Genomic DNA, 25569 nt, shown 5'->3' with positions numbered 1-25569 from the left:
CGGCAGGCCCCGCCGACCGATTGCAAGCGGTCGGCGGGGCCATTGTGGCTCTTGACAGCGGATTGGGTCATATGAGCGAAAACCCGCCAGAGCGAGCAAGGTGCCTTGAAACGAGGCGGCATTGACCTTCTGGTCATGCCGCCGAAGTTGAAAGGCAGATTGCCGCTCTGGCGGGTTTGCAGCGTCGACCGGTTACGGCGTTTGTAAAACGCCGTAACCTACAGAATGAGCATTGCGTCGCCAAAGCTGAAGAAGCGGTAACGTTCTTCGATAGCAGCGGCGTAGGCATCCATGATCTGGTCGCGGGTGGCAAGCGCGCTCACGAGCATCATGAGCGTGGAGCGCGGCACGTGGAAGTTCGTGATCAGCGCATCGACCACGTGATAGGTCGAGCCGGGCATGAGGTAAAGCTGCGTCGTGGCGCTCTCGCGCACCACGATGTCACCGCGGCCAAGCGTATCGGCCCCGTCCTCGCGGCCTTCAAAATAGCGCGCCGTCACGGCCGGATCGGACACCGGCGCGTCCGTGTCAAACGCGCTCTCGAGCGAGCGCACCGCGGTAGTGCCGACGGCGATCACACGATGGCCCTCCGCCTTGGCCTTATGCACGGCGTCGACAACCTCCTGCGACACGTGGTAGCGCTCGGTGTGCATGACGTGCTGCGTAGGGTCGTCCTCCTCCACCAAGCGGAAGGTATCGATGCCCACCTCGAGCTCGACGGCGGCAAACTTGGCACCCTTGGCCTCGATAGCGGCCATGAGCTCAGGAGTAAAATGCAGACCCGCCGTAGGAGCGGCAGCCGAGTGCTCCTCCTTCATGGCGTAGACGGTCTGGTACTTCTCGGGATCGCCCTCGTAATCGGTAATGTAAGGCGGCAGCGGCACGTGGCCGGCAGCATGGATAGCCTCGTCGAGCGTGCGCGGGTCGCCGGCGGCATTGCAACCGGCCGGCTCAAAGCGCACCAGACGGCCACCGCGGCTATCAGTGACAAAGTCGACGACCTCGGCCGTCAGCACCACGGGAGCCCCCTCGGGCGCATGGGCGCCGCCCGCACGATACTCAATCTGAGCACCGGGCTTCAGGCGCTTGCCCGGCTTGACCAGGCACTCCCAGACGTGACCCAGCGGGTCAACATCCTCGCGGCGCTTAAGCAGCAGCGTCTCGACCACGCCGCCCGAGCCCGTCTTGCGGCCAATCAGGCGAGCCGGCATCACGCGCGTCTGGTTGATGACGAGCACGTCGCCCGGCTCGATATAGTCGATGATGTCACGGAAGATGCGGTGCTCGACGGTGCCGCCATGCTCTAGCGGCGTTCCTGTCTCGGAGCCTTTGCGATCAACCACCAGCAGGCGGCAGGAGTCGCGCGGCTCGGCAGGCGCCTGGGCGATCAGTTCCTCAGGAAGGTTGTAGTCAAAATCATCGGTACGCATCTTTGCCTCTTTCACAAAGCGCGTCAGTCGAAAAAATCGACTGACGCGCGCATCATTCTCCCCTGTATCCTATCAGCTTGTTGAGAGAAATATAGTATGGCAAACAGATTTGCGACTGTTTTCTCAACGCCCCGCTACTTAAGCGTTGCGTACATCACCGCCTTAATCGTATGCATGCGATTCTCCGCTTCTTGGAAAACACGAGATTTATCGGACTCAAAAACCTCGTCCGTGACTTCCATTTCGGTGACTCCAAACTTCTCAGCAATTTCGGCACCAACAGTAGTATTAGTATCGTGGAAGCTCGGAAGGCAGTGGAGGAAAATCGCCTCGGGCTTTGCCATAGACATCACCTCAGCGGTCACACGATACGGCGACATGAGCTTAATGCGGCTTTCCCACAGCTCTGCGGGCTGACCCATGCCAACCCAAACATCCGTGTAAATTACATCGGCATCACGAGCGCCTTCCTCAATATCCTCTGTAATGGTAATCGTCGATCCATGCTCGGCCGCAATACGACTACATTCTGCAAGGAGTTCAGGGTCATAGGATGTAGCCCCCTCCGAATTTCCCCCGATTGGGCCGCAAGAACAGTAGTTAATGCCGAGCTTAGCGCAAATGACCATGAGCGAATCGGCGACGTTTCCGGCCGCCTTACCAAAAAATGTAAGTTTCCTGCCCTTAATCTCTCCAAACTCTTCACGCATGGTCAGAATATCGGCAAGCACTTGAGTCGGGTGAAATTCAGTAGTCAGCCCATTCCAAACGGGAACCCCAGCTTTTGCAGCAAGCTCCTCAACCTTCGTCTGCTCAAAGCCGCGGTATTCAATTCCGTCATACATGCGGCCAAGGACGCGAGCCGTGTCCTCAATCGACTCCTTTTTGCCCATCTGGGACGAGCCCGGATCCAAATAAGTTACACCCATGCCAAGGTCAAGTGCACCAACTTCGAAGGCGCAACGAGTACGCGTGGAAGTCTTCTCAAATAGCAAAACAATATTCTTACCTTCAAGGAATTTATGCGGAACACCGGCACGCTTCATGCTTTTGAAGTTAGCAGAAAGCTCAAGCAGATACTCAATCTCTTCCGTCGTGTAATCAAGCAGCTTCAGAAAACTGCGCCCAGCGATGTTAACACCCATATTCGCCATCTCCTATCACAGTGGATTTGCAACTAAATATCTTCGCGCCAGAAGGGCATGCTCATGCAGCGCGGGCCGCCACGACCGCGGGACAGCTCCTCGGAGGGAACGACCAAAAGTTCCAAACCGTTCTTGTAGAGCTCATCATTTGTGACAACATTGCGCTCGTAAACACAGACTTTACCAGGAGCAACGGCAAGAGTGTTCGACCCGTCGTTCCACTGCTCGCGAGATGCCTCAACCATATCGCCGGCACCGCACTCAATAAGCTGCACCTTCTCCACGCCAGTAGCCATTTCAAGAATATGTTCAAGCGTGTCATCAATCTCTTGAACAGCGACCATTCCCTCAGAGTCACCACGAGTCAGACGATAAACACGAAGGGTCTCAAAAATACCGGGATAAACTGTGAACTTATCGAAATCCACCATGGTGCAAACGGTGTCAAGATGCATGTAAGCATAGCCGTTGGGGATTTTAATAGCGTAAACGGTATCGATCTCAGAATTCCCAGATCCCCAGAACAAATTCTTTGCAAGCTCCTCAATCGCAGCCGCCTCAGTTCGCTGGCTAATTCCAATAGCCAAGGTATGAGCGTTAATGTTAAGCACATCACCGCCCTCGATATGCCAGGGATTCTTATGGTCGTACCAAATCGGAGTCCCTACATAATCGGGATGGTATTTGAAAATCGCTTCATAGAAGGGCACTTCACGATCTCGCTGTTTCCAATACATATGGTGAAGCAGAACGCCTTTGCCCACGGAAGCAAGAGGATCGCGAGAGAAATATGAACTCGGAAGAGGCTTCAACACCAAATCATCGGGCTTCGCATCCTCATTATCCATCATACTAAGCGTAGTCGAAACGCGAGGCAGCTCAAGGTCACGATAACGATACCCCCCCATAGCCTCAAGTACAAACTGATACGAATCTGAAATAGCGTCGAGCTTTTCACGAACAGCCTGCTCAAGCATAGGATTGACAATCCCGCTCTCAGCCATAAATGTATCGGTAAACTCAGCGCGAGCCGAGGGGCATGCATCCAGCGCTTCAGCAACGAGTTTCTCCATATAGAGAACCTCAACACCTTCGCTCCTCAGAAGATCCGCAAAGGCATCATGCTCCTTTTGAGCCACATCAAGATAGAAACAGTCGTGAATCCAGACATCCTCGAACTCTTCTGCCTTTACGTTCACAAGGTCACGACCGGGGCGGTGAAGCACAACTTTCTTGAGCTTACCAATCTCGCTGTGTACATTCAGTCCTTTAGACATTCCTGTTACTCCATTTCAGCCATGAAACCTACAGGGCAATAAGTCCCGAGATTGCTACGAATACGATATTGATGAGCGACACGACCAAGAAGAATTTCCAAACGGTCTTCCACCACTGGCCAAGCTTGATCTTGCACACGCCCAAACCCGCTACAAGAATGGCGCTAGTAGGACAGATCAAAGACATCGTCGCGCTACCCATGGAGAGAGCCCACACGGCGGCCTCGGGATTAAGGCCCATGAGTTCGGTCAAAGGTCCAAAAATGGGAGCGGTCAGTGCTGCAAGGCCAGATGAGCTGGGAACCAGAATCGCCAGGAGGTTCTCAACCGCATAAAGAAGCGTAGTAAAGAGAACCGCCGGGATGCCGCCCAGACCAGTGGCGAGCGCATTGAGGATGGTATCGATGATCATGCCGTCAGAGGCAATGACAAGGATGCCACGCGCAAGTCCAACGACAATTGCCGAGAAAGCAAAGTCAGCAATACCCGCAACAAATTCCTGAGCGATGACGTCCTGACTAAAGCCCGCAATAACACCAGCCAACAGGCCCATGGCCAAAAAGACCGCAGAAATCTCGTTCATATACCAGCCCTGGGTCACAAGTCCCCAGATGATAAGGCACATACCAGCGATAAATACCGCAAGCACGCCTTTTTGACGACCCGTAAATTCCGCGTCAAGGGCAGATTCATCGGCAGCGAACTCGACTTTCTTGGCGATATCATCCTCAAATGTGATCGATGACTCAGGGTTCTTCTTTACCCTTCGTGCATAGAGGACAACCCAAGTAATTGCAACGGCAGTCAAAACAACCCAGGCAATCATACGCAGCCACAGCTGGGGGTTGCCCTGAATACCAAGAATACCTTGCGCAATGAGAACATTAAACGGATTAATCGTTGAGGCGATGTAACCCGTGCGCGCTCCAACGAACACGACCATGAACGCCGTCATCGAGTCGAAGCCCATAGCCATCATAATTGGCATGAAGATCGCAAAGAACGGGAGAGTTTCTTCCGCCATGCCAAAGCTCGTTCCGCCCAATGCAAAGAGAACCATCGCAATAGGAATAATTAGAATGTCTTTGTTCTTAAAGCGGCGAACGACACGACCCATTCCGCTCGTGATAGCGCCCGTTTTAGTAATAACCTGAAACGAACCGCCCACAATCAAGATGAATGCAACGACCTCAATTGCCTCTTGTATACCGCGCGTTGGAGCCTGAAGAACATCGAAGACGCCTTGTCTGAGATCTACTTCATCCCCGGTTTCCTCGTCAATATATGTCTTTTCACTCTGCTCATACGTACCTGCGACAGTGACTTCACGACCGTTCACCTCCTGACGCTGATAGGACCCAGAGGGAACAATCCACGTGAGAACAGCGAAGATGACCATAAGTGCAAAGATGATCGCATATACGTGCGGGACCTTGAACTGCTTGATGCCTTTCGAACTTTCCGCTGCCATATCTCCTCCTTCATTCCTTTTCCCATCTATCCAGCTGGCACCATAAATGTATGAGGTTGCTCAGCGGTGGTCGGCCAACCATCGCCATCGTGTCGCTTTTCACCTATGAACGGCAGCTAAAGTGACGTTATTAATCAATCTGATATTTAAAATTGATGTTATTTATCAATTACATACGTCTTTTAACTTTTCCGCAACACAACAAGGAACCTGCCTTAGCCTTATATAAAAACCAGCAGGACAGGAGACAGACATGCAAGGCGTACACATAACAAATGAAATCGGTCATTTAAAAGCCGTACTTGTCCATCGACCAGGAACTGAAACACAAAACTACCCTGATGCCGACTTCAGCCAAGTTTTCTCCCTGCGAAAATGGAGCGGTCGTTTTGACCTCGACAAAGCAATATATGAGCACGATTCCATGGTTCAATTGCTTGAGAAGCATGGCGTAGAAACCATTGAAATTAGGGACCTTCTCGAAGACTCACTTGAAACTGAGCCCCAATCACTTAAATGTTTTATTGATGACTACCTCCGTTGCAGTGGGGCAACAGGCAGAGAGTTCCTCGAGACAATAACCCAGCTGTTTGAGAACGCTAAGAACACCCAGGAATTGGTGAATATAGTACTTAACGGCATTCGCTTTGGAGACACTGAGCTATGTTCAAACCAGTCGGAAACACTACGGGCGCTCGTGCACGAGCAATTTGACCCCGCCTCGCTCTTGGTCAATCCCCTCAACACGCTTTTTTTCACTCGTGATCCTGCTGTGGTAGTCGGAGACGGCATCATCCTAAATCATATGTATTGGCCTGAGCGTGATCGTGAGGTCGCCTTATACCGGCAGATATTCACCCACCACAAGATCATGGGAGAAACCCCGGTATGTGATTTGAACAGAAGTAGTTACCATATCGAAGGCGGAGACATTCTTGTTATCAGTGCTAAGACATTATTAGTTGGAATCTCTGACCGAACTGAACCCGCCGCCGTCGAGTCACTTGCCAAAGAGCTCCTGACCTCAAATAAATTCCAGACCACCGAGCTAATTGCGATTCGAGTCCCCTCTGACGGGCTGCGTATCCACCTCGATACGTTCATAAGTAGAATTGATCACGACGCGTTCCTCATCGATCGTGAGATATGCAATGCCGTTGATGCATACAGCATTCAACTAAAACGATCCGGAAAGGGCCTTACGATCACTCCTATCGATCGCACGATTCCGGAAATACTCTCTGCAGCCTGTTGCGAACCAATAAAAGTAATTGACTGCGGAGGCGGGAATCAAACCGCCTACGAAAGAGAGCGCCGGAACAACGCAACGTCTATCCTTGCGCTCTCGCCAGGAAAACTATGCGTATATGAAGAAAACGTTTGGACCAACGAAGCGCTTGAGAAAGCAGGAATGGAATTATTCCCGTTATCCATTGACGAGCTCACCAAAGGCTATGGTGGCACAAACTGTCTATGCCTCCCTCTGTGGCGAGAGGATCTATAGCCATGGGCTTCGGGGCAAATATTCGTAAACTCCGCACCATGGAGCACCTTGGTCAGGCGCAACTTGCAGAGATGTTGGGGGTATCTAAAGAGACCGTTTGTCGTTGGGAAAAAAGTCGGTATGCCCCCCGTGAGCGCCATATCGAAAAGTTACAAGCGCTCTTCGGTTGCACCCGCGATGAACTTGTTGGCGAGGAAAACGGTTTGGCCGTAAAGCTCGCAAATAAAAGAATCGTCACCGACGAAGACCCTGCTATCCACGAAATGGAGGGCGCATTTCCCGTCATCGATATCGAATCGCAAAAGCGCCGCATCACGCACAGCCAACAAAATGTTTGCGCGCCTGTAGACGTAGCCAAGCGTCACCCACATAGCGTTTTCGTTAAAATCAAAGGTGACGAAATGTCCCGCATTTACCCTCCTGGCAGCTTACTACTTGTCGATACCACCGCAAAGCCTTGGAACGGCTGTGCTGTATTGGCGCTCGCAGACGGTAAAACACCGGTAATTAGGCGATTTGCAGAAGGAAACGACATGATTGTGCTGTCGTCCCATTCATATGCAACAGCAAGTCCGGATCTGATGTTTAACAAACGGAGGATTAGAATCATAGGAGTCGTCGTTTGGTATCAAGCGAGCCACGATCACACGCTTAATTAAATCGACTTTCCCAAAAACGACCGTACCGCACAGACAGCTCAAAGCCCCAGCCCAAAAGAACTACTTTTTGGACGCTTTGCGCTCGTCGCGGATGCGGGCGCGGTCCATGGCCGCCTCGACAGCCGAGAAGCGGCAGCCACAGTAGCTCTGCCGATACATGCCCAGTTCGCGCGAACGACGCGTGGCCTCGGGGTAATACGGGCGAAAATCGCGAATCACCGGAGTGAGACCGCGGGCAGCAGCCAGACGCTCCAACACATCATTGCAGGTTTCGAACAACTGGTACGGCGAGACGGCGAGCGTCGTGCCCACAAACTCAAACCCGCGCTCCTGGGCCACGCGGCACGCCTCGGCCAAGCGCAGGGCATAGCACGCGCGACAGCGACGAGGCCGATCGGCACCCAGCGGTGCCACGCCGGTCTCCCAGCGATCGCGGTCCTCCCCTGCCTCGATGAGCTCGATGTCGCCATCGGCACACCACCGGCGCAGCTCGTCCAAGCGGCGCTGCCATTCATCGCGCGGTTGAATATTGGGGTTGGTCCAGCAAATCGTGGGCTCAAACCCCTCCTCGCGCAGCAGGCGAACCGGCTCAAGCGAGCATGGTGCACAGCACGCATGCAGCAACAACGACTTCATCGACATCTCCTCACCCAAAAAAGCGCACGCCAAAGGACGTATCCTCGCAGGCGACAATGCGACGGTCGCGCAAAATGGTCCGCACGTAATACCAGTCGCCCACACAGCCCGACAAATGCAAGCCGGCAGCCAGATAGCACAGCAGCGGATAGCCCGAAAACGCAAACCCCAGGGCAAACGCTGTCGTCACAACAACCGTCGGCGCCAGGCAAATTGCCATATACCGCCGGCGCGAATACACAATCCCCTCGGCGCAGGCATAGATCATCGCCGTCTCGCGATTCGCCCCAAAGGTCACCTTCGCGCCCGCAGGCGCCAGCAGCTTAAAGAACACCGCGTGCACCAGCTCGTGCACGGCGAACGACGCCATTGAGATCGCAGCCAAGCCGACTATCCAGCCCACAACAGCCATCCAGCCGCCCGCGTCAGCCGCATCCAGATCCGCAGGCCCGCCCAGCAGCATAAACACCGGCACCAGGCACACGGCAAACACGCCGACGACGACCATCCCCCACACGAAGCAAGCGTGCAGAAAATCCTCGTCTTCAAACGCATGTATGTTGGAAATCTCATTCATAGCATCTTAGGATAGCGCCCCTGCCACGCACCCGCCCGCATGTGCGATAATGTCGAACGATATGCACGAATTGACCACCGCGCCGCCGAGCCCCGCGCCCGGCCGCGCCCTCACCATATGCGAAGGAGCCCCATGGCATCCAAATACTCCATGAACGACCGTCCCAGCTGGCCTCGCCGCGCCATCGTTACCGCCGGCGAGCCCTACGGCAACAAGGGCCTTCACTTTGGCCACGTTGGCGGCGTCTTTGTCCCTGCCGACTTCTTCGCCCGCTTCCTGCGCGACCGTCTGGGCCGCGAGAACGTCATCTTCACCTCGGGCACCGACTGCTACGGCTCGCCCATCATGGAGAGCTACCGCAAGCTCAAGGAGAACGAAGGCTACGACAAGTCCATCGGCGAGTATGTCGAGTCCAATCACTCCCGCCAGGCCGCGACCCTCAACAACTACAACATCAGCTGCGATATCTACGGCGGCTCGGGCCTTGAGCCGGCTGCGCAGATTCACAACGAAGTGACCGCCGAGATTATCGAGCGCCTGCATGAGCAGGGCACCATCTCCAAGCGCTCCACGCTGCAGTTCTACGACGCCAAGGCCGGCACGTTCCTCAACGGCCGCCAAGTGATCGGCCGCTGCCCCATCCAGGGCTGCAAGTCCGAGAAGGCTTATGCCGACGAGTGCGACCTGGGTCACCAGTTTGAGCCCGAGGAGCTCATCGCACCCAAGAGCCAGCTCACCGGCGAGGTGCCCGAGCTGCGCCCGGTCGACAACCTCTACTTCGACCTGCCGGCCTACCTCGACTTTATGAAGACCTACACCGCCAAGCTCGCCCAGAACCCGCAGGTTCGTTCCGTGGTCTCCAAGACCATGGAGGAGTGGCTGCTGCCGGCCCAGCTCTATATCCAAAACAAGTTCCGCGAGGCCTTCGATGCCGTCGAGGACCAGCTGCCCGAGCACACCGTGCTGGAGCCCGAGGGAAACAAGAGCAGCTTTACCGTCACCTTCCCCAGCTGGAAGGAGCGCGACGACGCCCATGCGGTGCTCGCCAACGGCGGCGTGCGCTTCCGCAGCGGCAAAGCGCTCGTGCCTTTCCGCATCACCGGCAACATCGACTGGGGCGTTCCGGTGCCCCAGGTCGACGGCGTTTCCGACGTCACCTGCTGGTGCTGGCCAGAGAGCCTGTGGGCGCCCATCAGCTATACGCGTACCGTGCTCGCGCGCGATGCCAAGGCCGCCGGCGTGACCGAGGGCGTCGCCGCCCAGGATGCCGCCCTCATGGGCGAGCCCGCTGCCGACTCCACACAGGTGCCCGCGCCCACCTACCAGCACAGCTCGCTCGACTGGCGCGACTGGTGGTGCTCGGACGACGCACAGATCTACCAGTTTATCGGTCAGGACAACATCTACTTCTACTGCATCGCGCAGACCGCCATGTGGGAGGCCCTGGGCTGGGACCTCACGCAGAGCACCGTCAGCGCCTGCTACCACCTGCTCTACATGGGCAAAAAGGCCAGCTCGTCCTCGCAGACGCCTCCCCCGCCGGCAGACGACCTACTCAACCACTACACCTGCGAGCAGATGCGCGCGCACTGGCTGTCGCTCGGCCTGTCCGAAAAGCCGGTGAGCTTTAGCCCCAAGGCATACGACACGCGTGTGACCGGCAAGGACAAGGACGGCAACGAGGTGCGCGCCTGCGACGACAAGCGCGTTATCGATCCGGCCCTTAAGGAGAGCGCCCTTTTGACCGGCGTATTCAACCGTCTGGCCCGCAGCTGCTTCTACGGCGTCGCCGTCAAGGAAGGCGACGAGAGCCCCTATCGCAACGGCTGCATCCCCGCCGGTGCCGCCTCTGCCGCCGTGGTCGAGGCTGCCGAGCAGGCAGCTCTTGCCTTTGAGCAGGCCATGTACAAGTTCGAGACGCACCGCGCGCTTGCCGTGTGCGACGACTACCTGCGCGCCGCCAACAAGCGCTGGAGCGACGCCTCCAAGGCCGCCAACAAGCTCGAGGGCGACGAAGCAAACGCAGCGATGACGCAGGCCCTGGTTGATGCCTTTACCGAGCTGCGCGTGGCGACCGTCCTGATGCACGGTATCGTCCCGGCCGGCTGCGAACTCATCTGCGAGTACTTCGACGTCGATCCGGTCGCCTTCTTTAGCTGGGATAACATCTTTGCCTCCACGGACGAGTTCGTAGAGAGCCTGGGCGAGAAGCCCGGCGACCACCGCGTGAAGCCGCTGCCCCCGCGCTTCGACTTCTTCAGCAAGCACGAGAGCCAGTACTAAAGCACGCTAGTAGCAACGCGCCCGGGAATGATTATTCTGGGACGGGGATTAAAAAATCATTCCCGGGCGCCACAGTACAGTCTTTTTGTGACGGGAGTCATGGAATGATTATTTAATCCCCGTCCCAGAATAATCATTTAGGTGGAAGGAAAGACGGATGTCCAAGCCGCGTCGTCGTAAGCAGAAAAAGCAGGTCAAGCCCGAGCTCAAGCTCAGGCAATTTGCCGCCACCGAGCTTTCCGACCAGCTTGCCGCCCTTCCCTGCGCCGCCGACCTGCCGCGCTTTATGGTCGACACGGTCGCCGGCGCCTATGCGCCCGCCGATGCCGAGCTCATGATCGAGGGCTTCGGCGCCGCGGTCACACGCCCGGTCACACTGCGCGCCAACACGCTCAAGGCAACCGCCGAGGACATCGCTGCGGCGCTCGATGCCGCTGGCATCGCCCACAACCCCGTCGCCTGGTACCCGGACGCCTTTATCCTGCCCGAGGCCCAGGTTTCCGATCTGTGGGATCTCGACATCTACCGCGACGGCAAGATCTATCTGCAGAGCCTGTCGTCCATGATGCCGCCGTTGGTCCTGGGCGCCCAGGCAGGCGAGGACATCCTGGACATGTGCGCAGCCCCTGGCGGCAAGACGACGCAGATCGCCGCCCTCACCCAGGGCCAGGCACACCTCACGGCCTGCGAGATGAGCATTCCCCGCGCCGAAAAGCTTGAGTCCAACCTCCACCGCCAAGGTGCCAAAAACGTGCCCGTCATGCGCATCGACGCACGCGAGCTCGACGAGTTCTTCCGCTTTGACCGCATCCTGCTCGACGCTCCTTGCACCGGCACGGGCACCGTCATCAGTGGCAACGAGAAAAGCCTGCGCGGCCTCACCGAGCAGTTGCTGAGCAAGTGCGCCCGCTCGCAGCGAGCACTTCTGGACCGCGCCATGGGTGCCCTCAAACCGGGCGGCACGCTCGTCTATTCGACCTGTTCGATCTTGCCGCAGGAAAACGAGGACGCCCTGCAAGAGGCCCTCGACAAGCACATGGATTGCGAGCTTATCCCCCTCGACGGCACACCGAGCGAAAGTGAAGCGCGTCGCGCCCAGGATGCCGGCGAGGAGCCGCATATCGAGTGCAACGCCCTCACCGAGGCCATCGCCGCCGGCCATGTCTCGGCCATCGCCAACGGTATGCCCGGCACGCTGACCATTCCGCCTAGCCGCGATTTTGAGGGCTTCTACATTGCCCTGATCCGAAAACGCAGCTAGCGCACGGATCAAAAACTCAACAAGCTATCTCTGTGCGCGTTTGCCCTGCTGGTCGCGATGCTGTTTAAGCATCGCGCGCTCCTTGCGTTCGGCCCTTTTGCCCTTAATGGCCGTGACCACAAAGTAGATGACCGCGGCGGCAACGATTGCGCCCACGCACAGGCCAATCGAGCCAAACATTGCTGCCAATTCCATACCGCGTCACCTCTCTTTTAAACGGGACTTTCAAGATAGCACCTCGATCCTCGCCACCACAGCTCCTTCACGTTCTCCCGCCCTTCGGTCTAACGGATGGTGCGGCGGGGAAAAATCAACTCGTCAAACGATTTAGCATTCGCAATTCCGGCTGCATCGCGCCGGCCACCATCGCATAGAATCGAGCCTCCATGGATACCCTCAACGACCTAAACGAACGCGTCGACGCCTTTGTCGGCACCAGCTCCTTCGACACGCCTGCCGCGGCAAACGACCAAGCTCCCATCGATGTACCCGCCGAGGTTCACGAGGACATCGTCGCCTCGGTCGATTTCTCCGAGGTCGAGCTCGCAGACGAGTTCACCGAGCCCCAGGTAGCCGTGACCCCCAACGGACTGCTCCCCATGGAGCCCCTGCCCATCGACGGACGTCTGCGCAAGGCTGCTCTTCGCATGCCCGACGAGATCGAGGAGGCCAGCGGCTTCACGCTCTTCGGCCGCCGCATCAAGTCGCTCATTTACACTACCGATGTCGCGGTTATCCGCAACTCCAACGCCGATGCCGTTTTTGCGGTCTACCCTTTCACGCCGCAGCCCGCCATTACGCAAGCGCTGCTGACCGTCGCCGAGTGCCCGGTCTTTGTAGGCGTGGGCGGCGGAACTACGACCGGTAAGCGCTCCGTGCAGATGGCAGCCGTCTCCGAGATGCAGGGCGCGGCGGGCTGCGTGGTCAACTCCCCCGCTACTGCCGAGATGGTCGAGCACATCACCAACATCGCCGACATCCCCGTCATCGCCACGGTCGTACGTTGCGACGACGATGCGCATGCCAAAGTGCGCGCCGGAGCCAAGATTCTCAACATCGCCGCCGGCAAAAACACGCCCCAGGTCCTGCGTGAACTGCGCGAGCACTATCCCAACCTGCCGCTCATCGCGCCGGGCGGCAAGACGCCCGAGAGCATCCGTGAGACCATCGCCGCCGGCGCCAACGCCATCATCTGGACGCCGCCTTCGGCACAGCAGCTACAGACCGACATGATGCAGCGTTATCGCAAGATGAAGGAAGAAGCCACACCTGTCATCTCGCGCGACGATGTGCCCATTATCGACCAGGTCGCCGCCGCCGAGGTCAGCCAAGTCGAGAACATGAATCCCGATGTGCCGATTCCCGACGAAGTCATCGAGCGCGTCGCTTCGATCCACGAGCGCGTCGAGGAGCATCGCGCCAACCGCGGCCTCAAGCCGTCACTGCATGGCTTCTTCTTCCGCGGAAAGAAACGCTAACCCCAACAGCAAGGCCCGCCCCACAAACGTGAGGCGGGCCGTTTTCGTTTGAGCAATCGTGCGCGACGTGATGGGCCAAGTTAATCCATGCGTTTGTCGCCCATAAAGAAGAGCGCCACCGTACCAGGTCCGGTATGCGAGCCAATCAGAGTACCGATGTCATTGATCTCAATCTTGCCTTTAAGCTGCGGAACCTGTTCCTCAATCAGCGCCGCAACTGCCTCGGCATCCTCGCGGCACGCCGAGTGCGACATGATGCACTTACCCGAATAATCCGCACCGTCCTGCACGTGTGCCATCATGGTCTTGGCCATCTCGGAAATCGCGCGCTTCTTAGTGCGAATCTTCTCACGTGGCGACAGCTTGCCGTCGCAATCGACCGTCATAAGCGGGCAAATCTTAAGCGCCGTGCCGATGATCGCGCTCGCAGCCGAAATGCGACCGCCGCGCAGGTAGCTCGACAGATCGGTCGAGAAGAACCAGTGGTGCAGGTTGAGTTTGTGCTCCTCGATCCAGGCAGCCGTCTCGTCGAGTGAAGCCCCGCTATCGCGCACGTCGGCGGCATATTCCAGCAACAGGCCAAAGCCCGAAGACGCCGCCAGCGAATCGATGACGCGCACCTTGCCGCCCTGGGGATAGCGATCCGCGAGCATCTGCGCCGCAACGCAGGCCGATCCATACGTGCCCGAAATACCCGACGACAACGTCAGGTGCAGCACGTCTTTACCCTCGGCAACAAACGGCTCCCAAAACTCCTCGTACTCACCCACGCTCACCTGAGACGTCTTGGGCATGGCGCCCGCGGCAATCTGGGCAAAAAACTTGTCCGGCGTAATCGACTGATACAGATCGTCCGTATAGACAACATCGTCGATCTCGTAATGAAAATACGCGACAGGAATATTGCGCGAGTCAAAGAACTCCCGAGTTCGGTCGGCGGCAGATTCACAGGTCAGGACAAAATCACTCATATGAGGCTCCTTACGTATTGCTGCGCAAATTATCGCACAGTGAGCCTACATACGGTACATATGTCCACTATTTACCAAATCGAACCAAAAATAGCGAACATCTTTACCACCATCGTCTCCACCGACCCCACGCATAAATATCTGAGAAAACACCCTCTGTCGTCTCCACTCAACCGCCATATCTACCTCAACTAAATCGATTTACCAAACCATTCAGCCGATAATTCAGCCGCTGGCGCAAAATCGAAACAAAAGCGGCGCATACTGATAAACGTTTGACGCCGTTTATCAGTTTTACCAGCCCCATCGGAAGGTGTTTCATGGTCGCATTCGATCGCAACCCGCAAGACTTCAAGTATCTGCGCCTGCTGTCGAGACAGTTCCCCACCGAACAATCCGCATTTACCGAGATTATCAACCTCTCGGCCATCCTCAACCTACCCAAGGGCACCGAGCATTTTATGAGCGACGTGCACGGCGAGTACGAAGCCTTTATGCACATCCTCAACAACTGCTCGGGCGTCGTGCGCGAGCATGTCGACGAGATTTTTGGCGACACGCTCTCCTTTGACGAAAAGGGCGAGCTGTGCACGCTCATTTACTACCCGCGCGAGAAGATTGAGCTGGTCCGCAGCCAGCGCGAGGACTCGCCAACTTGGTACAAGACGATGCTTGACCAGCTCATCATGGTCGCTCGCTCGCTTTCAAGCCGCTACACGCGCTCCAAGGTGCGTAAGGCCATCCCGCGCGACTACGCCTATATCATCGATGAGTTGTTGCACACGCACCCGGACGAGAACAACTATCGCGTGCGCTATCACGAGCGCATCGTGGAGTCCATCCTGGAGACCGCCAGCGCCGACGACTTTATCGAGTCGCTCGCTTCGCTCATCAAGCGCCTGGCCGTCGACCACCTGCACCTGGTGGGCGATATCTTCGACCGTGGCGGCGGCGCTGCCAAGATTATGGACCGCCTGCTCACCTATCATTCGCTCGACATCCAGTGGGGCAACCACGATCTGCTGTGGATGGGCGCCGCCGCCGGTGAGCCCGCCTGCATCGCCACGGTGCTGCGCAACAACCTACGCTACGACAATTACGAGATCCTCGAGAATGACTACGGTATCTCGCTGCGTGAGCTTGTCGCCTTTGCCGATGCCACCTACACCGCCGGTGAGTCCATCACCCCGCTGATCAAGGCTATCAACGTGCTGCTCTTTAAGCTCGAGGGCCAGATTATCCAGCTCCACCCCGAGTTCGACATGACCGACCGTCTGTTACTCGACAAGATCGACCACGACACCGGCACGGTCACGCTCGCCGACGGCAGCGTGTGGCCACTCACGACCAACGACTTCCCCACCGTCGACCCGGCGGACCCCTACACGCTCACGTCTCAGGAGCAGCACATCATCGACAAGCTCGTGTCCGAGTTTGTCACCGCCGATCACCTGCATCGCCATATCGATTTCCTCTATTCCCACGGCTCGATGTACAAGGTCGCCAACGGCAACCTGCTCTTCCACGGCTGCGTTCCGCTCAACGAAGACGGCACCTTTAGCAGCATGAACTGTCTGGGCACCTGGCACGCTGGCCGCGATTATCTCGATTTTTGCGACCACATCGCCCGCCGCGCCTGGCGCGTGGGCGACCGCGACGCTCTCGACTGGATGTGGTACCTGTGGATTGGCTTTAACTCGCCCGCCAGCGGACGCCTGGTGCGTACCTTTGAGCGCGCCTATATCGCCGATAAGAGCACCTGGGTCGAGCCGATGGACCCATACTTTACGCTTACCAAGTCGCCCTCGGTCTGCGACGACATCATGCGCGAGTTTGGCGTCGCGCCCATGGCATGTTCGCCGACCGGCCACATCATCAACGGCCACACGCCCGTTAAAACCACCAAGGGCGAGCAGCCCATCCGCGCCGAGGGCAAGCTGCTGGTCATCGATGGCGGCTTCTGCCGCGCTTACCATCCCAAGACGGGCATCGCCGGCTATACGCTCATCTCGAGCTCGCGCGGCTGCCGCCTCAAGTCGCACCGGGCCTTTACGACGGTTGCCGAGGCACTCACGCGCAACGTGGACATCGAAAGCGAGACCAACCGTTTTGACCAAGCGGACCGTCGCCGCATGGTGAGCGACACCGATACTGGCGCCAAGATCCGCAGCCAAATCCAAGACCTGCGTCAGCTGCTCGATGCATATAGAAACGGTGCTATCGAGGAGCGCGCCTAGCACCACCCGCGGGGATTGGCTAAACTTGCTGAGTTTGTCATCCCCGCGGCGCTTCGGCGCCAGCTTAAGGCAGGTACCATGCAAAAGCTCCTTGCGCAGATTATGAAATTTGGCGTCGTCGGTGTCATTGCCACGGTTATCGACTTTGGCATTATGAATCTGCTCCACTACGGTCTGGGCCTCAACATCCTAATCGCCAACACCAGCGGCTTTATCATCTCACTCATCTTTAACTACCTCGCAAGCATGAAGTACGTGTTTGCGCACAAGGAAGGCATGAGCCGCCGCCGCGAGTTCATCATCTTTGTCGTGCTGTCCGTGATCGGTTTGGTGCTCAACGACGGCATCGTGCTGGCGCTCAACGCCGGCCTGGGACTCGAGGCCAATATCGCCAAGATCTGCGCCACCGCGCTTGTCATGGTCTACAACTTTGTGACTCGAAAAATCTTCCTGGAGGGCGACGAGACAAAATAGCTCGAAACCCCTGCAGCATTACGGCGCCCACGGACGACGCGCACTCAGCGCAGTATCGTCCGTGGGTGTCGCTCGTTTACGGGCAAATTATCAACGTTTGCGGATTAGCTCTTGAAAATTTGGCGAGTTCATATAGTTCTTGGCAAAGACCTTACGTTTCCCTTGTAAAAGCTCTAAAGTATCCTCTGCTCGATTCATCAACGCATTGGATGTGATTACGTGCGCAAGGCGCTGGCACAACCTCATACCAAGCAGTTCCTCAAGTTTGCCGTCGTGGGTCTTATCTCCTTTGGCATCGACTGGGGCATGCTCATTGCGCTCGTCGAGCTGTTCCACCTCGACTTTTTGATGAGCACCACGGTTTCGTTTATCACATCCGTCGTGGTCAACTACTGGCTCAGCATGAAGTACGTGTTCGACCACCGCGAAGGCATGAGCCGCAAGCGCGAGTTCACGATCTTCACCATCCTGTCGGTGATCGGCCTGGGCCTCAACGACCTGTACATGTTTGTGGGCGTCACGTTTTTGAGCATCGGCTACCAGGCCATGAAGGCCATCGCCACATTCCTCGTCACCTGGTACAACTACTTCAGCCGCCGCTTCTTCCTCGAGGGCGCACGGTCGTAGTCGATTCACTATTTGCTTGAATGTATAACCGGTTGGAATTCCCGTTCCAACCGGTTTTTTGTTTGCCGAGAGACCCGGCGATCCAGTCACATTCGCATGAAAAACGGGCGGCTCGGATGTTGGTCCGAACCGCCCGTCTGGCGCGCTATGTCGAGGCCTCTAGTCTGTAACGTAATACCAGACTACGTTGTCGCCGTTTGAGAGAACGTAGTTACTACAGGCCGTCATGGGCGTTGTGCCGTTGACGGAATACATCCAGCCGCTCGTGCCGCCGTACTGTTTCTCGGCCAAACCACCAATCGCAGAAACATACGTGCCGTACGATGAGCCGTGTGCGTTGACAGAGAGGCCCAGCGCGCACAGGGCATCGTAGACGGTAGCACCTTCGTTAAAGGTAAAGGTGCCACCAGAGGACACAGGATTGTCCACAGCGCTCGATGTGACCGAAACCGTCACCGTAACGTAGTTGGACTCCTGTGAGCCGCTCTGGCCGCCCGAGGAGGCGTTTCCACCATTAGAGGATGAGGCTCCATCAGACGACTGGCCACCGCCCGAAGAAGCACCGCCAGACGCATTGGAAGTATCACTGGCTCCCGTATTTTGGGCAGCGGATTTATCGCCAGACTTCTTGCCGCCCCGGTCCTCGGACTTCTTGCTATCCGAGTTTTTGTCCGATTCCTTGTTTGAAGACTCGGAATCGTCCTTGTCGTCGTTCGAACCCTTGGACTCATCTTTTGCGTCATTCGATGACTTGGAATCCTTGGAACTGGCCTCGCCCGAAGTCGTAGTCGAGCCAGACGCCTTGGTGTCCTTGGTGACGACGCTCTCCCCCGTCACGGTCTGAATGATCCAGTCGATGGACCAGGCACCGCTTGTGGAAGGATGGGCGAAACCCAGCGAGACGACGATCAGAATGGTGCATGCAGCAGTCAGAACGCCGAGGAGCGCCTTGCGACGAGAGGTGGACGCCGCCGAAGCGGCGCCCTTTTGCTTTGGATCATCGAGCTGAATGAACGAGGAATCTGGTTGCTTGGGGTCAGCGTCCTTGGATTTATTGGACACAGCCCTCACCTACCGACGTTTGGTGAACACGAACACGCCGACGATGGCGAGACCGATGACGCCGGCGGCAACGCCAACAATGGCGAGCGGGTTGGTGCCCGTCTCCTGCTCGGAAGCACTAGAGGACTTCTTAGCAGTGGTCATGGAAGCAGCACCCGTATCGGACTTGGAATCGGACTTCTTGTCGGACTTGTTGTCCTTCTTGTCAGACTTCTTGTCGGACTTCTTGTCGGACTTGTTGTCCTTGGTCTCGGTCTTGGTCGACACCGTCGTCTTGGTCACCGGCTTCTTGCCCGGGGCAATAGCGCCGCCCTTCGAGCCGGAGCCAGAACCCGTGCCAGCGTCAGTGCCGGAACCAGTACCGGTACTAGAACCGCCGCCGCCATTCGAACCAACGCCGCCATTGCCGCCATTGGAGCCTGAACCGCCATTACCGCCAGGGTTAACGGCATTCTTAGTCCACTTGGCATACAGCGTCAGGTCGGCCGTCACCGGCGTACTGAAGTCATACGCCTGCGTGCAAGTCTCATCGGTATACCAACCGCCGAAAGTGTAGCCATCGCGCGTCGGATCGGCCGGCTTGACCAGCTTGCCGTCGGCCGTAGCAACAAACTTAGTGTCGCAAGCAGACCCGCCGTTGGAATTAAAGGCAACCGTCCAAGACTCGACAGCTCCAAGTTTAAACAGCGTGCCCGAGTCATTGATGTAGTACAGGTTGCCAGATGCATCGGCAATGACCGGAGAGTCGCAGTGCTGGTAATGGCCAGCCGCATCATAAATCTGCGTCGCCTCTGCATCGCCGAGCGTATAGCGATACACGCCACCACCAGCAGAGTAGTTGACGTAATCCTTGCTATCCGCGCTGTTAACGGTGAAGTACACATAGGTCTTGCCACCCTGAACACTCACCAGCGGAGTAGCAGCAATACCGTTAAATCCGGCCGGCAGTTCTTTACCGTCAGCAGCGGTGACCATCGTGGTCTTACCGGTCTTCAGATTATAGAGAGCCAGAGCAGAGCCAGTAGCCGTCTGTCCGCCGACAATCAAGTTTTCGCCAGCCACCGCCGGTGCGCTCATGTTATTAGTAAGACCCAGGTCGACCGTCTTCTGCTCGCTCAGTACGCCCTTCGCCGAAAGCGAAATCACATGGAGCTTTCCATCGTGCGTCATCTGATAGAAGGTCGAACCATTGGACGGATCGGCGACACAGTCGGCGTTCGCGAGAGCGCCGAGCTTCATGGTCGAAACGACATCGCCCGTCGTCTTATCAATGCACTTAAGCGTGCCCGCGCTCGTAGGAACGATGGCATACTTATCCGTCAAAGCCGCACCAGTCCAGTAATAGCCCTCGGAAGCGTCAATGTTCTGCCAAGAAACTTCGCCCGTGGCAATCTTAATGCGCATAAAGGAGCCGTTGCCGTAGGTCGCGTTGTAATTCTCGTCATACGAAATATCGACCGAGCCTACATAGACGTACTCGCCGTCCGAAACGACGGTGCAGGAGCTCTGCGTCAAGTCCGTCAAACCAGGCGACAGCCACTTGCAGATCAGCTTGTCTGCAGTAATCGCCTGGACCGCACCGCCGTTGAGCGGAACGATGATAAGGCCATTGGTATAGATTGGGCGAGAGGTATAGCTCACCTTAGAGGCAAGCGGCGCAGAGGCAACCTTTTTGCCCGTGGACGAATCGATCTTAATGAGCTCGTTCTCGGTCGCGATGTACACAAAGCCGTTAGCGATGACAGGCTCGCTGCAGTTGGCATACTGCTGGCCAGACTCGGCCTTCCAATCGAAGGCCCACTTAAGACCGGCGGCCTGCGCAGGCGTCTTGGCATCCGTTACGGTCGAACCGTTGCCACTGTTGCCGTAGCCGGCCCACTCGGCATCCCAATTAGGAGTCGTCGCACTCGGGTCCACGACAATCTTGTCGGGATCGGGCATGGGCGATTTTTCGGTGGTGTAGGCAAATGTAACCTTGTCGCCGCTCTTGAGCGTGACCTGGTTGGCACAGAGAGATGAGGACTCTCCGTTGATATACAGATGCCAGTATTTACCGGTCGCACCATCATAGCCGTAAGACTTGTCTTCGAACGGCGAAGTAATGGACCAGTATGCACCACTCTGGAAGGCCTTGTAATCAATGCCCTTCGCCTTCAGCACCGTCTCAATAAGGTCCTGAGCCGTAGAGCCTTCGGGCAGGGAAACATTGCTTGCCGAGCCCCAGCGAGTATTGTTGCCGTTGACATCGGGGCCGATGATATCGGCGGATCCAAGCACCTGACCAGGGAGGGCATCGCTGTCGCCAGCATACATAAAGGTGACGGCGTCACCCTCATGGAGCTCGTAGGCACCAGCGCCAACGTCGGCGAACTTGTACTTTGCGTCGGACTTGCCCTTTACGTAGAAGCGCCAATAGCTATTGGTCGCAGCATCAGAGCCACAATAGGTCTTACCGTCAAGCGGCGAGGTAATGCCCCTAAGGTACCAACCCCAAGACTCTTCTGTAGCTTTGAGTTTAAGACCAGTCTGCTCCAACAGGTCCTTAGCAGTAGAGCCCGCCTTGAGACTCGTCTGGCCCGTCGAAGCCCAAACCTGCTGCTTGCCGTCCTTGTCCTTGCCAAGCACCTGAACGGAAGCATGGACAGAATCGGACGGCAACTGGTCTCCCCAGCCACCGTAGAACCACGTGACGGTATCGCCAGCATGGATGGTGACATTGTCCGCCGTATAGTCACTCGACTTGCCGTTGATAAACAGCTGCCAATAGGTCGAATAATCTTGGGGCGTACCCAGCTCAACACCGTTGTACTTAAGGCTCAGAATGAAGGAGCCCGCAGCAACGGCGTCAATATCATTCGCCTCGAGCGCGGCCTTCGTAAGGTCAAGCGCGCTCGAACCGGACGTCACCACATACTGCGCGTTATCGACCCAAGTCTGAGTCTTGCCCTGGGCATCGCGACCAATGACGGTCACATTTGCGGCAACCTGGTCCTTAACGACAGGGGACGCGCTACCAGCCGTATAGGCAAACTCAATCTTCTGCCCTTGGGTGAGCTTGACGCTGCTCGCGCCAACCGAGGAAGACGCGCCGTCGACGAACAGCTGCCAGTAGGCATAAGTCGCCGGATCGAAGGCAAGCGTACGGCCATCGCTCGGGGATGTGATGCTTTTGAGGTAGAAACCGTATGCCGTGTTCGGATCGTAATCCGCCTTGAAGCCCGTCTTCTGCTGCAGCTTAACGAAGGCATCCGCAGCCGTCGCGCCCTCGTCGAGCTTGAGTTGCGTAGGTGCCACCCAGGTCTGAGCCTTGCCGTCGGCATCGGTGCCGATAATCGAGAACGAGACCTCGACTTGCTTCTTGGCGACATCGCCGGTTTCTGTCGGGTTCTCTGTCTGGACGGCAGCCGCGGCGGCAGATCCTGCTTGGCCAGCGGATACCGTCGAAGACTGCTCGCTCGTGGCAGGGCTCTCCCCCGTCGCCGAGCCTTCGTCGCCAGTTGCTGCCTCTGTTGTGGCGGCACTGGCTGCAGGCGCGCTCCCGGAATCCGAAACCTCGGCGCCGCTCTGCTCAGCGGTACCGCCCGCAAGCGCTGCGTCCTCGCCTGGCGTCGTAGCCTGAGCCACAGCGTCGGTAATGCCCTCGGCACCCTCGGCCCACAGCTGAGCCGGCGTGGTGCTGAAGGCCATCGCGAAGGCCAGGAATGCCACCAGGCCGCGCTTGGCTACGCCGCGTGCAATCGCGCCACGGCGATGCAGCGAGGCGCGCTCGCGCTCGTCCTCAAACATATCCATTTGTCCCCCATTGTCTGTACTTGGAGCATTGCCCAGCGGCTGCCCCACGTCATCGCGCATGTTACGCTCGAGTTCCCCCATCGGGGTCCCCCTTCCCTCCAGAGCCCTATGCACACCGGCGGCATACGCCGCAGCCGCATGCAAGATGGGAGGCGATCCGACTTAACCTTAACGGCTCAGGCGCATCGTCCGATCTGCGACGCGAACATCCCGAGCCAAGAGGAATTACGGTTACTGGTACAGCCGGGGACTTGCACCCCGATTCTCCCAAACGCGCAGGAAAACCGCGCGTTCGTGCGTCTCCGCACCACCATCTAGGCCATCGATTATTACCGTCAAAATGGTATCACGCAAAAGGACCCCGCACACAGGCGAAGCCCAAGGTAAAAGCCATTGTTTGCGATAGGAAAATGCGGTGACGGTCGCAGCCTCTAGTGTTTGCCGCCGTGACTGTTGAGCCAGATATTGCGGCCCAGCATAAGCGCCAGCACCAGCGCGCTCACGTAGCCCATAAAGCCAATGACCGGGATACCAAACACAACCGGCTCGATGCGTGCGTAGTACACCACCGACGAACCGATAAACAGGCCGGCGATAACGATAGCCATCGACATGCGGTCGATAATTCCGCCCAGCTGTCGCAGTGCCTTATCGCTGCTCATGATCTGCGTGTTCACCTTAAGCTGGCCGCGCGTAAGCATGCGCGAAGCCAGCCCCAGGTACTCAGCCGCCTCGAGTGAGCCCTTCGCCGCGCGATAGCTGCTCGCGGCAAGATCGCGCCCCATGTCGCGCACGCGCGCATAGGTGCTTTTCTCGATTTTAATGTGGGTTTGGATGATCTGGATCATGTTGACGTTGGGCATGTACTCGGTCAGCAAACCCTCGAGCGTCACCATGCCGCGCGCGAACATCGTCACCACGCTCGGCAGCTCAACGTCATTCTTACGCGCGAGGTTTAACAGCGAGGTCAAAAACTCGCCGATATCCAAATCCTTCAGGTCAAGGCCCGCAAAGTCAGCCACGATAAAGTCAAGATCGGACAAAAAGGCCGAATGATCGAGCTCGGCCGAATCGCCACGCGTCACGGCGAAGCGCATGAGCGAATCCTTGAGCTTGGGCACGTCACCCTCGGCCACGGCGAAAATCATGTCCTTGACGATACCGCGATCGTGACTCGACATGCGTCCGACCATGCCCAAGTCGATAAAGTAGACGATGCCGTCCTTGAGAATGATGTTTCCCGCATGCGGGTCGGCATGGAAAAAACCGTCATCGAGCACCTGCGTAGAGTAGTCCTCGACAATCGCGGCACCGATCTTTTCCAAGTCATAGCCCTCGGCCACCAAGCGTTCGGGATCGGCGATCGAAATGCCGTCGACGTAGTCCATAACCACCACGTGCTCGGTGCACAGGTCCAGATAGGATTTAGGGCACGTCACGCCATGAACGCTCTTATGGAACTCGTAGAAGTCGTTGAGGTTTTTGGCCTCGGCCAAAAAGTTGGTCTCCTCGCGAAACGAGGTCCACAACTCCTCGACTACGCCGTGCAGATCAACGAATTGATCGGTGTTGACGAACTTGGAAACGATACGCACCACCGAGCGGATGATATCGATGTCCTGTGCCATAACCTGCTGCGCACCGGGGCGCTGCACCTTAACGGCCACGTCCTCGCCGGTCACCAGGCGGGCGCGGTGCACCTGCGCGAGCGATGCGCTACCAAGCGGATTGGGGTCGATCGCATCGAACATCTCCCCCAGGCGCAGGCCGTATTCCTCTTCCAAGCAGCGGAGCACTACCTCGTAGGGCACCGGCTCCACGTCGGAACGCAGACGGCGCAGCTCATCGCAAAAGCGCTGCGGCAGAATCTCGGACCGGTTGGCCAGAATCTGCCCCATCTTGACGAACATGGGGCCGAGCTCCTCGAGCAGGCGGCGCAAGCGAACCGGCGTGAGGTTATCCCACACACGGTACTTTTTGACCAAGCGAACAATCTGCCCGATGCGTTCGCGACGACCCGCCGGCGTGAGCTGGTATTCCTCGTCCGGCGCCATCGCGTCGGGCTCTTCGGGCACCATATCGACAGCGCGCGGCTTTTTGCGAGCGCCCGAGACGGCGGCATCGACCTCATCGACAACCGCCGCCTCGTCACCCAAAGGATCTAGATTGTTGTAATCGGTGGTGGAATCTGCCATCTGCGCTGCTACTCGGCCTCTTCGGTATCCTTCGCATCGTCGGGCTCAACGGACTCGACGGGCACCGAGGTCACGTTGTCCTCGACCGAATCGACGATGTCGCGCACATGGGCCAGGAAGGCCGTGCGCTCGGGGGCGGTCATGACGCGGACCCGGGCAAGGATGAGCTCGTCAAGCACGCGCTGGGCCGCGGTCTCGCCCTGCATGCCCAAGCGCTCGGTCAGATCGGAGATGGTACCGCCGGCCTGCTCGAACATGTCGGACACACTGCGGGCGATATCGGGGGTGGTGGTGTCCTTGCGGACCTGCTCGCCCTTGGTGTTAAGGTCGTCGAGGACCTTCTTGCCGCCTTCGACAGCAACGGCGGCAGCGCCAAAGCCCACGTTAATGGCGCCGTTAACAAGCTGATCGAGTTTCATAACCATGGTTATCTCCAATCACAAACAACTGCATTGGCGTTCTTGTACCCAAGATTGAGCGAAAGCGACAA

Annotated in this window: 20 protein-coding genes; 8 read left to right on the top strand and 12 right to left on the bottom strand. The window is 57.4% G+C overall.

Annotation, left to right across the window (positions count from 1 at the left end):
* Positions 1-218 precede the first annotated feature (218 nt).
* The 4 genes from queA to I2E45_RS05730 form a co-directional block, all read right to left on the bottom strand.
* Positions 219-1430 carry a tRNA preQ1(34) S-adenosylmethionine ribosyltransferase-isomerase QueA gene (queA, locus tag I2E45_RS05745; protein ID WP_195444891.1) on the bottom strand — a complete coding sequence of 404 codons (1212 nt, stop codon included), beginning with the start codon at positions 1428-1430 and terminating at the stop codon, positions 219-221.
* A gap of 134 nt (positions 1431-1564) precedes the next feature.
* Positions 1565-2575, bottom strand: coding sequence for an ornithine carbamoyltransferase (gene argF / locus I2E45_RS05740; protein ID WP_195444888.1), 1011 nt, complete (start codon positions 2573-2575; stop codon positions 1565-1567).
* Positions 2576-2607: 32 nt separating this feature from the next.
* The gene (locus I2E45_RS05735) at positions 2608-3852 is read right to left on the bottom strand and encodes an arginine deiminase (protein WP_195444885.1); all 1245 of its coding nucleotides are present in this window, start codon (positions 3850-3852) and stop codon (positions 2608-2610) included.
* A 28-nt stretch (positions 3853-3880) separates the two neighbouring features.
* Positions 3881-5323: a YfcC family protein gene (locus I2E45_RS05730; RefSeq protein ID WP_035137320.1), complete on the bottom strand. Its 1443-nt coding sequence runs from the start codon at positions 5321-5323 to the stop codon at positions 3881-3883.
* Positions 5324-5576: 253 nt separating this feature from the next.
* Between I2E45_RS05730 and I2E45_RS05725 the strand changes: the two genes are divergently transcribed.
* Positions 5577-6827, top strand: a complete 1251-nt coding sequence (locus I2E45_RS05725; RefSeq protein WP_035137321.1) for an arginine deiminase — start codon at positions 5577-5579, stop codon at positions 6825-6827.
* 2 nt (positions 6828-6829) lie between these two features.
* Complete coding sequence (locus I2E45_RS05720) at positions 6830-7486, top strand: XRE family transcriptional regulator (RefSeq protein ID WP_195444882.1); 657 nt, start codon at positions 6830-6832, stop codon at positions 7484-7486.
* A gap of 60 nt (positions 7487-7546) precedes the next feature.
* On the opposite strand, the gene I2E45_RS05715 is transcribed toward I2E45_RS05720, so the two are convergent.
* Together I2E45_RS05715 and I2E45_RS05710 are read right to left on the bottom strand one after the other, a co-directional pair.
* Positions 7547-8122 carry an epoxyqueuosine reductase QueH gene (locus tag I2E45_RS05715; RefSeq protein WP_195444880.1) on the bottom strand — a complete coding sequence of 192 codons (576 nt, stop codon included), beginning with the start codon at positions 8120-8122 and terminating at the stop codon, positions 7547-7549.
* 10 nt (positions 8123-8132) lie between these two features.
* Complete coding sequence (locus I2E45_RS05710) at positions 8133-8699, bottom strand: DUF3267 domain-containing protein (protein ID WP_195444877.1); 567 nt, start codon at positions 8697-8699, stop codon at positions 8133-8135.
* Positions 8700-8831: 132 nt separating this feature from the next.
* On the opposite strand from I2E45_RS05710, the gene I2E45_RS05705 reads away from it, so the two are divergent.
* Both I2E45_RS05705 and I2E45_RS05700 read left to right on the top strand, forming a co-directional pair.
* A complete protein-coding gene (locus tag I2E45_RS05705) occupies positions 8832-10982 on the top strand; it encodes a class I tRNA ligase family protein (protein ID WP_117746340.1) in 2151 nt (716 codons plus the stop codon).
* 157 nt (positions 10983-11139) lie between these two features.
* Positions 11140-12243 carry an RsmB/NOP family class I SAM-dependent RNA methyltransferase gene (locus I2E45_RS05700; protein WP_195444874.1) on the top strand — a complete coding sequence of 368 codons (1104 nt, stop codon included), beginning with the start codon at positions 11140-11142 and terminating at the stop codon, positions 12241-12243.
* A gap of 24 nt (positions 12244-12267) precedes the next feature.
* Here the strand turns inward: I2E45_RS05700 and I2E45_RS05695 are convergent, their stop codons facing one another.
* Complete coding sequence (locus I2E45_RS05695) at positions 12268-12438, bottom strand: hypothetical protein (protein WP_195444871.1); 171 nt, start codon at positions 12436-12438, stop codon at positions 12268-12270.
* 191 nt (positions 12439-12629) lie between these two features.
* On the opposite strand from I2E45_RS05695, the gene I2E45_RS05690 reads away from it, so the two are divergent.
* A complete protein-coding gene (locus I2E45_RS05690; protein WP_006235402.1) occupies positions 12630-13721 on the top strand; it encodes a beta/alpha barrel domain-containing protein in 1092 nt (363 codons plus the stop codon).
* Between the two features lie 80 nt (positions 13722-13801).
* Here the strand turns inward: I2E45_RS05690 and I2E45_RS05685 are convergent, their stop codons facing one another.
* On the bottom strand, positions 13802-14692 hold the full coding sequence (locus I2E45_RS05685; RefSeq protein ID WP_195444869.1) for a DegV family protein: 891 nt from the start codon (positions 14690-14692) through the stop codon (positions 13802-13804).
* 320 nt (positions 14693-15012) lie between these two features.
* Between I2E45_RS05685 and I2E45_RS05680 the strand changes: the two genes are divergently transcribed.
* The 3 genes from I2E45_RS05680 to I2E45_RS05670 all read left to right on the top strand — a co-directional run bounded on the left by I2E45_RS05680 (position 15013) and on the right by I2E45_RS05670 (position 18030).
* Complete coding sequence (locus I2E45_RS05680) at positions 15013-16929, top strand: fructose-1,6-bisphosphatase (protein ID WP_195444866.1); 1917 nt, start codon at positions 15013-15015, stop codon at positions 16927-16929.
* A gap of 78 nt (positions 16930-17007) precedes the next feature.
* A complete protein-coding gene (locus I2E45_RS05675) occupies positions 17008-17403 on the top strand; it encodes a GtrA family protein (RefSeq protein ID WP_022095122.1) in 396 nt (131 codons plus the stop codon).
* A gap of 219 nt (positions 17404-17622) precedes the next feature.
* Positions 17623-18030: a GtrA family protein gene (locus I2E45_RS05670; protein WP_022095123.1), complete on the top strand. Its 408-nt coding sequence runs from the start codon at positions 17623-17625 to the stop codon at positions 18028-18030.
* Between the two features lie 159 nt (positions 18031-18189).
* On the opposite strand, the gene I2E45_RS05665 is transcribed toward I2E45_RS05670, so the two are convergent.
* From I2E45_RS05665 to I2E45_RS05650, 4 genes are all read right to left on the bottom strand, one after another.
* Positions 18190-19092 (bottom strand): DUF4430 domain-containing protein, encoded by a 903-nt coding sequence (locus tag I2E45_RS05665; protein ID WP_271742255.1) that lies wholly within the window; start codon positions 19090-19092, stop codon positions 18190-18192.
* 9 nt (positions 19093-19101) lie between these two features.
* A complete protein-coding gene (locus I2E45_RS05660; protein ID WP_195444863.1) occupies positions 19102-22965 on the bottom strand; it encodes a DUF4430 domain-containing protein in 3864 nt (1287 codons plus the stop codon).
* 350 nt (positions 22966-23315) lie between these two features.
* Positions 23316-25079 (bottom strand): ABC1 kinase family protein, encoded by a 1764-nt coding sequence (locus I2E45_RS05655; protein ID WP_195444860.1) that lies wholly within the window; start codon positions 25077-25079, stop codon positions 23316-23318.
* 8 nt (positions 25080-25087) lie between these two features.
* Positions 25088-25504 (bottom strand): hypothetical protein, encoded by a 417-nt coding sequence (locus I2E45_RS05650; protein ID WP_195444857.1) that lies wholly within the window; start codon positions 25502-25504, stop codon positions 25088-25090.
* Positions 25505-25569 lie beyond the last annotated feature (65 nt).

Origin of the sequence: Collinsella aerofaciens (assembly GCF_015555045.1) — a bacterium.
GTDB classification, from domain to species: Bacteria; Actinomycetota; Coriobacteriia; order Coriobacteriales; family Coriobacteriaceae; genus Collinsella; species Collinsella aerofaciens_W.
Note: the sequence above shows the minus strand (reverse complement) of the source record. Positions and strands in the feature narration are given on the sequence as shown.

Coding starts and splice junctions, on each gene's coding strand:
- I2E45_RS05690 (WP_006235402.1), top strand. CDS start 12,630: ATGGATACCCTCAACGACCTAAACGAACGCGTCGACGCCTTTGTCGGC.
- I2E45_RS05660 (WP_195444863.1), bottom strand. CDS start 22,965: ATGGGGGAACTCGAGCGTAACATGCGCGATGACGTGGGGCAGCCGCTG.
- I2E45_RS05735 (WP_195444885.1), bottom strand. CDS start 3,852: ATGTCTAAAGGACTGAATGTACACAGCGAGATTGGTAAGCTCAAGAAA.
- I2E45_RS05655 (WP_195444860.1), bottom strand. CDS start 25,079: ATGGCAGATTCCACCACCGATTACAACAATCTAGATCCTTTGGGTGAC.
- I2E45_RS05720 (WP_195444882.1), top strand. CDS start 6,830: ATGGGCTTCGGGGCAAATATTCGTAAACTCCGCACCATGGAGCACCTT.
- I2E45_RS05715 (WP_195444880.1), bottom strand. CDS start 8,122: ATGAAGTCGTTGTTGCTGCATGCGTGCTGTGCACCATGCTCGCTTGAG.
- I2E45_RS05680 (WP_195444866.1), top strand. CDS start 15,013: ATGGTCGCATTCGATCGCAACCCGCAAGACTTCAAGTATCTGCGCCTG.
- I2E45_RS05725 (WP_035137321.1), top strand. CDS start 5,577: ATGCAAGGCGTACACATAACAAATGAAATCGGTCATTTAAAAGCCGTA.
- I2E45_RS05705 (WP_117746340.1), top strand. CDS start 8,832: ATGGCATCCAAATACTCCATGAACGACCGTCCCAGCTGGCCTCGCCGC.
- I2E45_RS05685 (WP_195444869.1), bottom strand. CDS start 14,692: ATGAGTGATTTTGTCCTGACCTGTGAATCTGCCGCCGACCGAACTCGG.
- argF (WP_195444888.1), bottom strand. CDS start 2,575: ATGGGTGTTAACATCGCTGGGCGCAGTTTTCTGAAGCTGCTTGATTAC.
- I2E45_RS05695 (WP_195444871.1), bottom strand. CDS start 12,438: ATGGAATTGGCAGCAATGTTTGGCTCGATTGGCCTGTGCGTGGGCGCA.
- I2E45_RS05710 (WP_195444877.1), bottom strand. CDS start 8,699: ATGAATGAGATTTCCAACATACATGCGTTTGAAGACGAGGATTTTCTG.
- I2E45_RS05650 (WP_195444857.1), bottom strand. CDS start 25,504: ATGGTTATGAAACTCGATCAGCTTGTTAACGGCGCCATTAACGTGGGC.
- I2E45_RS05675 (WP_022095122.1), top strand. CDS start 17,008: ATGCAAAAGCTCCTTGCGCAGATTATGAAATTTGGCGTCGTCGGTGTC.
- I2E45_RS05700 (WP_195444874.1), top strand. CDS start 11,140: ATGTCCAAGCCGCGTCGTCGTAAGCAGAAAAAGCAGGTCAAGCCCGAG.
- queA (WP_195444891.1), bottom strand. CDS start 1,430: ATGCGTACCGATGATTTTGACTACAACCTTCCTGAGGAACTGATCGCC.
- I2E45_RS05730 (WP_035137320.1), bottom strand. CDS start 5,323: ATGGCAGCGGAAAGTTCGAAAGGCATCAAGCAGTTCAAGGTCCCGCAC.